At 71.1% G+C, this 11,990-nt stretch carries 14 protein-coding genes; 8 read left to right on the top strand and 6 right to left on the bottom strand.

The genetic code is table 11. From position 1 onward, the window contains the following. Positions 1 to 229 precede the first annotated feature (229 nt). The gene (locus tag ABZX40_RS14205; protein ID WP_355735276.1) at positions 230 to 1,495 is read right to left on the bottom strand and encodes an S-adenosylmethionine:tRNA ribosyltransferase-isomerase; all 1,266 of its coding nucleotides are present in this window, start codon (positions 1,493 to 1,495) and stop codon (positions 230 to 232) included. After that, positions 1,492 to 2,190 carry an SDR family NAD(P)-dependent oxidoreductase gene (locus ABZX40_RS14210; RefSeq protein WP_355735279.1) on the bottom strand — a complete coding sequence of 233 codons (699 nt, stop codon included), beginning with the start codon at positions 2,188 to 2,190 and terminating at the stop codon, positions 1,492 to 1,494. The genes ABZX40_RS14205 and ABZX40_RS14210 overlap by 4 nt, the downstream gene beginning before the upstream one ends. Before the next feature lie 218 nt (positions 2,191 to 2,408). Here ABZX40_RS14210 and ABZX40_RS14215 point away from each other — a divergent pair, with 218 nt between their 5' ends. From ABZX40_RS14215 to ABZX40_RS14230, 4 genes are all read left to right on the top strand, one after another. Then, the gene (locus tag ABZX40_RS14215; RefSeq protein ID WP_355735282.1) at positions 2,409 to 3,554 is read left to right on the top strand and encodes a GAF domain-containing sensor histidine kinase; all 1,146 of its coding nucleotides are present in this window, start codon (positions 2,409 to 2,411) and stop codon (positions 3,552 to 3,554) included. After that, entirely contained in the window at positions 3,547 to 4,188 is a 642-nt protein-coding gene (locus ABZX40_RS14220) for a response regulator transcription factor (protein WP_355735285.1), read from the top strand. The genes ABZX40_RS14215 and ABZX40_RS14220 overlap by 8 nt, the downstream gene beginning before the upstream one ends. Before the next feature lie 178 nt (positions 4,189 to 4,366). After that, positions 4,367 to 4,612, top strand: coding sequence for a chaplin (locus ABZX40_RS14225; protein WP_355735287.1), 246 nt, complete (start codon positions 4,367 to 4,369; stop codon positions 4,610 to 4,612). A 237-nt stretch (positions 4,613 to 4,849) separates the two neighbouring features. After that, positions 4,850 to 5,089: a chaplin gene (locus ABZX40_RS14230; RefSeq protein ID WP_355735290.1), complete on the top strand. Its 240-nt coding sequence runs from the start codon at positions 4,850 to 4,852 to the stop codon at positions 5,087 to 5,089. A gap of 173 nt (positions 5,090 to 5,262) precedes the next feature. On the opposite strand, the gene ABZX40_RS14235 is transcribed toward ABZX40_RS14230, so the two are convergent. Continuing rightward, positions 5,263 to 6,063: a hypothetical protein gene (locus tag ABZX40_RS14235; protein WP_355735293.1), complete on the bottom strand. Its 801-nt coding sequence runs from the start codon at positions 6,061 to 6,063 to the stop codon at positions 5,263 to 5,265. Between the two features lie 151 nt (positions 6,064 to 6,214). Between ABZX40_RS14235 and ABZX40_RS14240 the strand changes: the two genes are divergently transcribed. From ABZX40_RS14240 to ABZX40_RS14250, 3 genes are all read left to right on the top strand, one after another. After that, on the top strand, positions 6,215 to 7,006 hold the full coding sequence (locus ABZX40_RS14240; protein WP_355735295.1) for an ABC transporter ATP-binding protein: 792 nt from the start codon (positions 6,215 to 6,217) through the stop codon (positions 7,004 to 7,006). Between the two features lie 175 nt (positions 7,007 to 7,181). Continuing rightward, a complete protein-coding gene (locus ABZX40_RS14245) occupies positions 7,182 to 7,616 on the top strand; it encodes an NfeD family protein (RefSeq protein ID WP_355735298.1) in 435 nt (144 codons plus the stop codon). 137 nt (positions 7,617 to 7,753) lie between these two features. Beyond that, on the top strand, positions 7,754 to 8,701 hold the full coding sequence (locus ABZX40_RS14250) for an SPFH domain-containing protein (RefSeq protein ID WP_355735301.1): 948 nt from the start codon (positions 7,754 to 7,756) through the stop codon (positions 8,699 to 8,701). Between the two features lie 72 nt (positions 8,702 to 8,773). On the opposite strand, the gene ABZX40_RS14255 is transcribed toward ABZX40_RS14250, so the two are convergent. The 3 genes from ABZX40_RS14255 to ABZX40_RS14265 form a co-directional block, all read right to left on the bottom strand. Continuing rightward, positions 8,774 to 9,280, bottom strand: a complete 507-nt coding sequence (locus tag ABZX40_RS14255; protein ID WP_355735304.1) for an HNH endonuclease — start codon at positions 9,278 to 9,280, stop codon at positions 8,774 to 8,776. 209 nt (positions 9,281 to 9,489) lie between these two features. After that, complete coding sequence (locus ABZX40_RS14260) at positions 9,490 to 10,029, bottom strand: YbhB/YbcL family Raf kinase inhibitor-like protein (RefSeq protein ID WP_355735307.1); 540 nt, start codon at positions 10,027 to 10,029, stop codon at positions 9,490 to 9,492. A gap of 40 nt (positions 10,030 to 10,069) precedes the next feature. Continuing rightward, positions 10,070 to 10,852: a sporulation protein gene (locus ABZX40_RS14265; RefSeq protein ID WP_355735309.1), complete on the bottom strand. Its 783-nt coding sequence runs from the start codon at positions 10,850 to 10,852 to the stop codon at positions 10,070 to 10,072. 92 nt (positions 10,853 to 10,944) lie between these two features. Here ABZX40_RS14265 and ABZX40_RS14270 point away from each other — a divergent pair, with 92 nt between their 5' ends. Beyond that, positions 10,945 to 11,595 (top strand): DNA-3-methyladenine glycosylase, encoded by a 651-nt coding sequence (locus ABZX40_RS14270; RefSeq protein ID WP_355735312.1) that lies wholly within the window; start codon positions 10,945 to 10,947, stop codon positions 11,593 to 11,595. Positions 11,596 to 11,990: the final 395 nt, after the last annotated feature.

An 11,990-nucleotide genomic window follows, 5' to 3' on the forward strand; every position in this document is an offset into this window, starting at 1 on the left:
GAAAGCCGCGGAACGAGACCCGCGGCGCTGAGCGACGGCAGCCATTCTTAGCGGTCGCAAAATTGCCTGGCAAAGGTGTGACGTACGAAGCCGGGTAGTGGACCCGGGAAGTGCAAAACGGGACAGACTGGGCTGTCTGTCCCGTTCACATGGAGGGTCTTGATCTCCTACTCACCTTCGTACGTGATGTGCGCGATATGTGCGGGCTCACATCAACGGAGGGGGAACCTCACCAACAGTTGCCGGAGCAACTCTCAGAGTGAGGGCCCTCCTCCGGAAGGAGGAGATGCACGTCTCCGAACTCGTGCCAGAGGTAGCGCCCGCGCAGCGCCGCCTCGTACCCGCGGTCGACCGCCGCCCGCCCCGCGACCGCCGCCAGCATCAGCAGATGCGACGCCTGCGGCTCGTGCAGCCCGGTCAGGAGCCCGTCCACGGCCCGTACGCCCCGCTCCGGGGTCACCACCAGGTCCGTCCACCCGGCCGCCGCCCGTACCGCCCCCGAGGGCCCCACCGCCGATTCCAGGGCCCGTATCGCCGTCGTCCCCACCGCGATCACCCGCCCGTCACCCGCCCGCACGGCGTTGACCAGCCGCGCGGACGCCTCCGGCACCGCGAACCGCTCCGGGTACGGCGGCTCGTGCGCCTCCGCCGACGCCACCCCCGTGTCCAGCCTGACCGGCGCGAACTGCACCCCCCGGCTCACCAGCTCCGCCACCAGCCGCGCCGTGAAGGGCCGCGCCGCGCTCGGCATCTCCGCACTGCCGCTCCCGTCCGCCGACGGCAGCGCGAACACCGTCTGGTACGCCGACAGCGGCTGATCCCGTTCCGTATAGGAGTAACGAATCGCCCGCCCGTGCTCCCGCAGCAGCCCCGGCACATCCGGCTCCGACACCCGCGCCCACCACAGCCGCCGCCCCACCGCGCCGACCGGCTCCTCCAGCACCGGCCGCGAGCCCCCCGCCCCCGCGCCGACCGCCTCCTCCACCACCGGCCGCGAGCCCGCCATCCCCACGCCCACCACCCCCGAGCCGACCACCCCCGAGCCGACCACCCCCGAGCCGACCACCCCCGAGCCGACCACCCCCGAGCCCACCATCCCCCCACCCACCGGCTCCTCCAACACCAGCCCCGCACCCCCGGGCAGCCCCACCACCGCCCCCTCCGGACCGCCCGCCCGCGCGCGCGTAGTGCCCCTCCCGTCCGGCTCGCGCAGCTCCACCGACCACCGCCCGTCGTCCCCGCGGGTCGAGAAATGCACCACCACGCGCGCGTGCCCGAGCGTCCCGTCCACCGCCGCGGTCAGCGTCGGCGAGGTGTTCACCACCAGCAGGTCCCCGGCCCGCAGCAGCCGCGGCAGCTCGGCGAAGACGTGATGGGCCACCTCCGTCCCCCGCGACACCAGCAGCCGCACCGCGTCCCGCCCCAGCCCCGGCCCCCGCTGCTCGGCCGGCACCCGCGCGGACAGCTCCTCCGGGACCCGCAGGGCCGGGGTCACCGCACACCCTCCAGCAGCGACGGCGCGCAGTAGCGCCCGCTCGGTGGCCGCTCGTCCAGCAGCCGCAGAAACGCCGGCACCACACTCCCCGGCACCGGCCGCGGATCCCCGTCCTCCGGTACGGCGGCGGCATACAGGTCCGTCGCCATGTCCCCGGGATCCACCGCCCAGACCCGCAGCCCCGGCTCCTCGGCCCCCAGCACCGCCGCCAGCTGGTCCAGCGCCGCCTTGGACGCCCCGTAGCCGCCCCAGGTCTCGTACGCCTCCGCCGCCGCGTCCGAGCTGATCGCGATCACCGTGCCCGCGCCCGACACCCGCAGCAGCGGCAGCGCCTCCTGCACCAGCCCCAGCGCCGCCACCGCGTTGACCTCCAGCGCCCGCCGCAGCCCCGCCAGCGGCAGCTCCTCCAGCCGCACCAGGGGCTCGGTGCCCAGCGCGCTGGCATTGCTCACCAGCAGATCCACCCCGCCCATCCGCCAGGCCGCCGCCACCAGCGCCGCCCGGTGCCCCTCGTCCGTCACATCCCCGGCGAGGGCCACCACCCGCGTGCCGTGCGCCCCGAGCGCCTGAGCCGTCCCCTCCAGCACCTCCGCGGTACGGGCGTCCAGCACCAGGTCCCAGCCCCGCGCCGCCAGCGCCTCGGCCAGCGCCCGCCCCAGCCCCTTCGACGCCCCCGTGATGATCGCAACCGGCATGGCCCACGTCTCCTCGTTCTCGGCCGCCGCACGCTCCGGCGGTACGGCCCCACCGTAGGAACGCCCCCACGCCCACCGCCTCGGCCGCGGGCCGCAACCCGAGGGGTCCCTTCGCCCTACGCCGCCGATCCTGGGTCCCCGGTCCTAGGTCCCGAGGCCCAGACCAGGGCCGACGCCGGCCCGATCCCGTTGTCGGTGCCCGCCGGTACCGTGAGGTCATGAGTCAAGGCCCCCGGTCCGGCCTCGCCGCGGTCAGCGCCGCGCTGCTGGCCATGAGCAGGCACCTGGAGGTGCACGACGTCCTCAAGACGATCGTCGCCTCCGCCCGAGAGCTGCTCGACGCCGAGTACGCGGCCCTGGGCGTCCCCGACGACCACGGGGGCTTCGCCCAGTTCGTCGTCGACGGCGTCAGCGACGACCAGTGGAAGGCCATCGGCCCCCTCCCGCGCCAGCACGGCATCCTCGCCGCCATGCTCCACGACGCCACCCCGCAGCGCCTGGCCGATGTGCGCAAGGACCCCCGCTTCGGCGGCTGGCCCAGCGCCCACCCCGAGCTGGCCGACTTCCTGGGCCTGCCCATCCGCGACGGCGACGAGATCATCGGCGCCCTGTTCCTCGCCAACAAGAACTGCCCCCGCCCCGACGGCGGCTGCGGCTTCACCGCCGACGACGAGGAACTGCTCGCGATCCTCGCCCAGCACGCCGCCATCGCCCTCACCAACGCCCGCCTCTACGAGCGCAGCCGCGAACTGACCATCGCCGAGGAGCGCTCCCGCCTCGCCCATGAACTGCACGACGCCGTCAGCCAGAAGCTGTTCTCCCTGCGCCTGACCGCCCAGGCCGCCACCGCCCTGGTCGACCGCGACCCGGCCCGCGCCAAGGACGAACTGCACCAGGTCGCCGCCCTCGCCGCCGAGGCCGCCGACGAACTGCGCGCCGCCGTCGTGGAACTGCGCCCGGCGGCCCTGGACGAGGACGGCCTCGTCGCCACCCTGCGCACCCAGATCCAGGTCCTCGACCGCGCCCACAGCGCCCGGGTGACCTTCAGCGCGCGCGGGATGCGCGCCCTGCCCGCCGCCCAGGAGGAGGCCGTCCTGCGCGTCGCCCAGGAGGCCCTGCACAACGCGCTCCGGCACTCCGGGGCGGTCCGCGTCGAGGTCGTCCTGGAGCGCCAGGGCCCCGGCGCCGTCCTGCGCGTCCGCGACGACGGCGGCGGCTTCGACCCGCGTACGGTCCGCCGCGCGGGCCGGCATCTGGGCCTGGTCTCCATGCGCGACCGCGCGAGCGGCGTCGGCGGCCGGCTCAGCGTGCAATCGGCGCCCGGCACGGGCACCACGATCGAGATGGAGGTCCCCGGTGGCTGACGCAATCAGGGTGCTGCTCGTCGACGACCACCAGGTGGTCCGCCGGGGACTGCGCACCTTCCTGGAGGTACAGGACGACATCGAGGTCGTCGGCGAGGCCGCCGACGGCGCCGAGGGCGTCGCCCGCGCGGAGGAGCTGCGCCCCGACATCGTCCTGATGGACGTCAAGATGCCCGGCATGGACGGCGTCGAGGCACTGCGCAAGCTCCGCGAACTGGGCCACCCCGCGCGCGTGCTGATCGTCACCAGCTTCACCGAGCAGCGCACGGTCGTCCCGGCCCTGCGCGCGGGCGCCGCCGGATATGTCTACAAGGACGTCGACCCCGACGCCCTGGCCGGCGCCATCCGCTCGGTGCACGCCGGGCACGTCCTGCTCCAGCCCGAGGTGGCCGACGCCCTCATCTGCCAGGAGGAGTCCACCACCGGGCAGGGCCGAGGCGGCTCCCTCACCGACCGGGAGCGCGAGGTGCTCGCGCTGATCGCCGACGGCCGCTCCAACCGCGAGATCGCCCGCGCCCTCGTCCTCTCCGAGAAGACCGTCAAGACGCATGTCTCGAACATCCTGATGAAACTCGACCTGGCGGACCGCACCCAGGCCGCGCTGTGGGCCGTACGTCATGGTGTGACCGGATGACGACCGATTCACGATCGGCCCGTAACCGCTCCGTGCGGTAATTCGGAAGGTTCCCTTCCGGGGTGAGATTCATACCGTCGTGGGAATGTCCCCCGGATGGCGCATCCTCCACGGCGCCCGGCCGTTCTCCATGCGTGCCACGGCGACTGCCGTGGCGAGCGCGAGGAGGACTTGAGAAGTGAAGAACCTGAAGAAGGCAGCGGCCGTGACGATGATGGCCGGCGGGCTCGTGGCCGCCGGGGCCGGCCTGGCCTCCGCCACCAACGGCTCGCTGGCGACCGGTCAGGCCGAAGCCTCTCCGGGTGCCGTGTCCGGCAATGTCATCCAGGTCCCCGTCGAGGTCCCGGTCAACGCCGTCGGCAACAGCGTCAACGTCATCGGCGTGCTGAACCCGGCCTTCGGCAACCTCGGTGTGAACCACTGAGTGTCGTCGTAGCACAGCAGTGACCTCCGGCCTCCCGGGCGCTCTCCGGGAGGCCGGTCCGTTTGTCCGTCCAGCGACTTGTCGGCCCAGTGACTTGTCCGCCCATTGCTTTGTCGGCCCATTGATCCGAACGGGCCCTTCGACCGGCCCGACCGTGCCGTGCCGCGCGCCTCAGCGTTGACCAGCGCACGACCCGCGCCCGGGTCGGACACGCAACAGCAGGAGGAAACGCTTCTCATGAACATCGCCAAGAAGGCCGCCCTGGCCCTCACCGTCACCGGTATCGCCGTCGGCGCCTCCGCGGGCGCGGCGGTCGCCGACGCGGGCGCCCAGGGCGTGGCCGCCAAGTCCCCGGGCGTCGTCTCGGGCAACACGATCCAGGTCCCGGTGCACGTCCCGGTCAACGTCGTCGGCAACACCATCAACGTCGTCGGCCTGCTGAACCCGGCCTTCGGCAACCAGGCCGCCAACGGCTGACACACCGCGGCGCCGGAGGGGCCCCCGAGTCAATGACGACTCGGGGGCCCTTCCTCATGGCCCCCCACCACGGGCCCGTCCGGCACCTGAGGACGAGGCCGCAACGGACGCCCGTGCGCGCACCCCCCGCCACCGGCAACCCGAGCCCCGAGCACCCCCTCACCGCACCCTCCTCACCGCACCCCCTTCTCCCGCTCCTCCACCACGGAGTTGTACGCCGCCACCAGCGCCCGCCGCGCCACCCGCTCCACCGGCCGCAGCGCCGCCCCCCGCGCCGCCAGCTCCGACGCGCTCACCGCCCCCGTACCCGCACCCCCGTCCCCGTTCTCGTACGCCACGGAGACCAGCAGCCCCACCCGCTGCGCCAGCTCCAGCACCCGCACCGCCCGTGGCGGGTACCCCGGCGCCAGCACCTCCCGCCCCCGCTCGGCCCGCGCCCGGTACGCCTCGATCGCCGCCTCCGCCACCGGCCCCGACGCCGTCAGATCCAGCCGCGTCAGCACCTCGGTCGCCTCCCGCAGCGCCTCCGCCAGCTCCCGCTCCGCCTCCCCCAGCGAGGGCACGTCCGCGGGCGGCGCCTCCCGTACCGCCAGGCAGTGCCAGACGACCTCCACATGCACATCGCCCTCGGGCCCGGCCTCCGTCACCTCCGGCACCAGACCGAACGCGGCACCGTGGCAGATCACTGCCTCCTCGGCGTCCAGCGCCCGCGCGTTGAACTCCGGCGGCCCGCTCAGCCCCAGCGGGTGACCGGGCGCGGGCAACGCGATCCGCAGCCCGCCCGCCCCGAGCGAGCGCAGCCGCCCCAGCGCCAGCGTCAGCCCGACCGGCGCGGACTCCCCGGGCAGCCCGGCCACCCGGTGCACGGCGTCCTCCCCGACGATGGCCAGCACGGCGTCATCCGGCGAAACAAGTCCGGCAAGAAGGGCATTTCCCCAAGCGGCGAGGCGTCCAGAGCGCGGTTCCGAGAGCATGTGTCCAGCCTAAGGACCGGACCGATGGAATGGACCGGGCGGCCGGTGGCGTAGATTTCGTGGAGGGCCTGTCCCACCGGCGTGGCGGGCCCGAGCCAAGGCGTACGCGACTGCCGAGTCCGGCCACACAGCAAGGGGAGACAACGCGCTCATGAGCGATGTTCTGGAGCTTGAGGACGTAACCGTCATCCGCGAGGGCCGGGCTCTGGTGGACGACGTCTCCTGGTCCGTCAAGGAGGGCGAGCGCTGGGTCATCCTCGGCCCCAACGGTGCCGGCAAGACCACCCTCCTCAACATCGCCTCCAGCTACCTCTTCCCCAGCAAGGGCACCGCCACCATCCTCGGCGACACCCTCGGCAAGGTCGACGTCTTCGACCTGCGCCCCCGCATCGGCATGGCCGGCATCGCCCTCGCCGAGAAGCTCCCCAAGAGCCAGACCGTCTTCCAGACCGTCCTGACCGCCGCGTACGGCATGACCGCCACCTGGCACGAGGACTACGACGAGGTCGACGAGCAGCGCGCCCGCGCCTTCCTCGACCGGCTCGGCATGTCCGACTACCTCGACCGGAAGTTCGGCACCCTCTCCGAGGGCGAGCGCAAGCGCACCCTGATCGCCCGCGCCCTGATGACCGACCCCGAACTGCTCCTGCTGGACGAGCCCGCCGCCGGGCTCGACCTCGGTGGCCGCGAGGATCTGGTCCGCCGTCTCGGCCGGCTCGCCCGCGACCCGATCGCCCCCTCCATGATCATGGTCACCCACCATGTCGAGGAGATCGCCCCCGGCTTCACCCATGTCCTGATGATCCGCCAGGGCAAGGTCCTCGCCGCCGGCCCGCTGGAGCTGGAACTCACCTCCCGCAACCTCTCCCTCTGCTTCGGCCTCCCGCTCGTCGTGGAGCAGGTCGGCGACCGCTGGACGGCCCAGGGCCTGCCCCTGTCCTGATCCTCCCCACCCCGGCGCCGGAAACGACCCCGAGCCGGCCCCGAGCCAACCCTGAATCACCCCCGACCTCTCACCCCTCACCCGCCCCATACCCCTTGAACTCCCTTGGGATCAGGGCTGACAGCCCCTTTTGCACCCTGTCCGCGAACCGGCCCGCAGCCATACCATTGACCATGTGAACGACATCGACGCATGGGTGTGGTGGCTCATCGGCGCGGCGGCACTCGGCATCCCGCTCGTGGTGACCACGATGCCGGAGTTCGGGATGTTCGCCATAGGCGCCCTCGCGGCAGCCGGAGTGGCAGGGCTCGGCGGCGGTGTCGTCGCACAGGTCCTGGTCTTCGTCATCGTCTCGGTCGCCCTGGTCGCCGTCGTCCGGCCCATCGCGGCCCGGCACCGCCGGGCCAGCCCCCAACTGGCCACCGGAATCGACGCGCTGAAGGGCAGACAGGCCGTCGTCCTGGAGCGGGTCGACGGCTCGGGCGGCGGCCGGATCAAACTCGCCGGCGAGATCTGGTCGGCCCGCGCGCTGGACACCGACCGCAGCTACGAGGCGGGCCAGCAGGTGGACGTCGTCGACATCGAAGGAGCCACGGCGATCGTCATCTGACCCGCGCGGGAATCAAGTGAACCGAACGACCCCCGGGGCATACGACGGTCTGACAGACTCGACCAGCAAGATCTTCAACAAGCATAAGATCTGCAACCGTAGGTCTGCCGAGGCGGAGAAGGGTACGGGCAGAGACGATGGAACCGGTCATCATCGTCTTGATCATTCTGGTGGTGTTGGTCTTCATCGCCCTGATCAAGACGATCCAAGTCATCCCGCAGGCGAGCGCCGCGATCGTGGAACGGTTCGGCCGCTACACGCGCACGCTGAACGCGGGCCTGAACATCGTCGTACCATTCATCGACACCATCCGCAACCGCATCGACCTGCGGGAACAGGTCGTCCCCTTCCCACCGCAGCCGGTGATCACCCAGGACAACCTGGTCGTCAACATCGACACCGTCATCTACTACCAGGTCACCGACGCCCGCGCCGCCACCTACGAGGTCGCCAGCTACATCCAGGCGATCGAGCAGCTCACGGTCACGACCCTGCGCAACATCATCGGCGGCATGGACCTGGAGCGCACCCTCACCTCCCGCGAGGAGATCAACGCGGCCCTGCGCGGCGTCCTCGACGAGGCCACCGGCAAATGGGGCATCCGCGTCAACCGCGTCGAGCTGAAGGCGATCGAACCGCCCACCTCCATCCAGGACTCGATGGAGAAGCAGATGCGCGCCGACCGCGACAAGCGCGCCGCGATCCTCCAGGCCGAGGGCGTCCGCCAGTCCGAGATCCTGCGCGCCGAGGGTGAGAAGCAGTCCCAGATCCTGCGCGCCGAGGGCGAGGCCAAGGCCGCGGCCCTACGCGCCGAGGGCGAGGCCCAGGCGGTCCGTACGGTGTTCGAGGCCATCCACGCCGGAGACCCCGACCAGAAGCTGCTGAGCTACCAGTACCTCCAGATGCTCCCGAAGATCGCCGAGGGCGATGCCAACAAGCTCTGGATCGTCCCCAGCGAGATCGGCGACGCCCTCAAGGGCCTCTCCGGCGCCATGGGCAACTTCGGCGGCCTCGGCGGCGGTTCGGGCAACGGCAACGCGGCCCCCGCCCCGGCCGAACGCCGCGAGAAGCCCTCCATCGACTGACACAGAACGCACCAGTTCCCCGCACCCCTCCCAGGGGCGCGGGGAACACCAGTTCCAGGGCAACCGCCGTCTCTACGCAGCCGCCGAAGACAGCCACTCAGGCAGCGCCTCGTAGTCGTCCTGGGCCAGAGTGAGCAGCATCGCGTCCGCCGGAGTCGGCTCGAACGGCTCCCGCAGCAGCGGCATCCCCGCCTCCGACGGCGTCCGATTCGCCTTGCGGTGATTGTCCTCCGCGCAGGAGGCCACCGTGTTCAGCCAGGTGTCCCCACCGCCCTTCGAGCGCGGCAGCACATGGTCCACGGTCGTCGCCCGCCGCCCGCAGTAGGCGCACCGGTGCCGGTCCCGGACCAGCACCCCCCGCCGAGACCACGGCGCTTGTCTTCGGAACGGCACCCTGACGTATCTGCACAGCCGGATCACCCGGGGTGCCGGAATGTCCACGGCGGCCCCACGCATCCGCAGCTCGGGGTGGGCCTGCTCGACGACCGCCTTGTCCTGGAGCACCAGAACCACCGCGCGGTTCAAGGTCACCGTCGACAGCGGCTCGAAGCTCGCGTTGAGCACCAGCGTGTCGCGCATGATCCAGCCCACCTCCCGTGTCGCACCCGCCCACCCCCCGGCGGGCTGGGATCAACTCTGGCCGGGCACGCCGAGATGGACAACGCAATATCTGCCGCTCCGCGAGGTGGCACCGAGAGATGACCCTCGCGCCCCCGGCAACAAAAATGCCCGCCTCTGATCACTTCCAAGACCAGAGGCGGGCAAACGTTCGGTGAACCTTGAGCGGTTCAGCCCTGCCCGGCGTTCTCGTACACACCGATCAGCTGGGCCCGTGCCAGCGCGTGGAACCGCAGATTGAAGCCGACCACGGCCGGACTGGCGTCCGCGTCCGGGCCGAGCTTCTCCTGATCCACCGCGTACACCGTGAAGACATAGCGGTGCGGCCCGTCCCCGGGAGGCGGCGCGGCACCCCCGAAGTCCTTCGTGCCGTAGTCGTTGCGCGCATGAACCGCACCCTCGGGCAGCCCCACGAACCCGCCCGACCCCGCACCCGCCGGCAACCCGCTCACCGAGGCCGGGATGTCGAACAGCACCCAGTGCCAGAACCCGCTGCCCGTCGGCGCATCGGGGTCGTAGCAGGTCACGGCGAAGCTCTTGGTCTCCGGCGGGAACCCCTCCCACCGCAGCTGCGGCGAGACATTGCCGCCCGCGAAGACCTGGGCGTCCCCCAGGGTCGAGCCCTCCGCGACATCCTCACTCGTGACCGCGAACGCGGGCACGGGCGGATGGAAGTCATGGGGGAGAGGCCGCCTCTTCGGCTCGGACACCTCGGTACCTCCTGATCGGATGGTTCAGTGGCCTACGAGCCTAGAACCAGTTCCGCTTGGAACCGACCTCGGACAGCCACTGGTTGAGATACGCCGCCCAGTCGGTCCCCTGGTAGTCCTGCAGCCCGACCTGGAAAGAACGGAAGGTGTCGCTGCCCTCGCTGAAGAGCCCCGGCTTCTTGTCCATCTCCAGCACCACATCCATGGCGTTCGAGTCCGCGACGAAGCTCAGCTCCACCTGGTTCAGCCCCCGGTACTGCTGCGGCGGCAGGAACTCGATCTCCTGGTAGAACGGCAGCTTCTGCCGCGTCCCCCGAATGTGCCCGCGCTCCATATCCGCGTTCTTGAACCGGAAGCCCAGCTGAAGGAACGCGTCCAGCAGCGCCTTCTGCGCCGGCAGCGGATGCACGTTCACCGGGTCCAGGTCACCGGAGTCCACCGCGCGCGCGATCTCCAGCTCGGTGCAGACGCCGATGTGCATCCCGGGCAGCGGCTGCCCCTCGATCGTCGTGATCGGCGTCTCCCACGGGATCTCCAGCCCGAACGGCACCGTGTGCACATTCCCGGCCGCCAGCTCGAAGGCACCGCCCAGCCGCAGCTTCGCGAACTCGATGTCCTGCTTGTACTCCGAGTCCTGGGTCTCGACCTCGACCTTGGCCTGAAGCCCGACGGACAGCGCCTCGATCTGCTGGTTCACGGACCCGCCCTGGATCCGCACCTCACCCTGCACGACCCCGCCCGGCACGACATTGACCTCGGTCAGCACCGTCTCCACCGAAGCCCCGCCGGCCCCCAGACTCGCGAGCAGCTTCTTGAACGCCATGTCACTCCTCATTCCGGTAATCCCTGACCCATACAAACGCGATCCGGCGGTGTCCGGTTCCGCACCCCCGCCCTGCACTACCCTCGGACGGCGTGATCGCGACCCCCGACCGTACGCCCCTGCCCAGGCGATTCTTCGACCGCCCCGTCCTCGAAGTCGCCCCCGATCTCCTGGGCCGCGTCCTCCTCCGCACCACCCCCGAGGGCCCCATCGCCCTCCGCCTCACAGAAGTAGAGGCCTACGACGGACCCAACGACCCCGGCTCCCACGCCTACCGCGGCCGCACCCCGCGCACCGCCGTCATGTTCGGCCCACCCGGCCATGTGTACGTCTACTTCACCTACGGCATGTGGCACTGCATGAACCTGGTCTGCGGCCCCGACGGCACCGCCAGCGCGGTCCTGCTCCGGGCCGGCGAGATCATCGAGGGCGCCGACCTCGCTCGCAAACGTCGAATCTCGGCCCGAAATGACAAGGAACTGGCCAAAGGCCCGGCCCGCCTCGCCACGGCCCTCGACGTGGACCGCGCCCTGGACGGCACGGACGCCTGCACCACCGACGACACCCCGCTCCGCATCCTCGCCGGCACCCCCGCCCCCACTGACCAGGTACGCAACGGCCCCCGCACTGGAGTCTCCGGCGCGGGCGGCGACGGAGACATCCACCCCTGGCGCTTCTGGATCGCCAACGACCCCACGGTGAGCCCCTATCGGGCCCACGCACCCCGCCGCCGCCGAAGTTGACGCGGCCACGGAAGGTGCGTAACGTGGCCCGAGCCGCTGAACCGGGTACTGCGCTAGTCAGCAGCCGGAGCGGCCAACCCACTAGCTACGAGAACCCTCGACGGGGTCTATTCAGTCATGTCCGCATGCCTGAATTCGAATCCCCCGAACCCCGATTATGAATCGGGCGGAGAGTCCGCTAGCGTAGTGAATGTCGAAAGGCCGCCGGGCGAATAGCCCAAAGCCCCAGACAATCCCGCCGACAGGGAATCGGATCGAGAAAAGGATCTGATAGAGTCGGAGACACGAAGGGAAGCGCCTGGAGGAAAGCCCGAGAGGGTGAGTACAAAGGAAGCGTCCGTTCCTTGAGAACTCAACAGCGTGCCAAAAATCAATGCCAGATATGTTGATACCCC

Source organism: Streptomyces sp. NPDC004610 (assembly GCF_040609715.1).
In the GTDB taxonomy this organism is placed as follows: Bacteria; Actinomycetota; Actinomycetes; order Streptomycetales; family Streptomycetaceae; genus Streptomyces.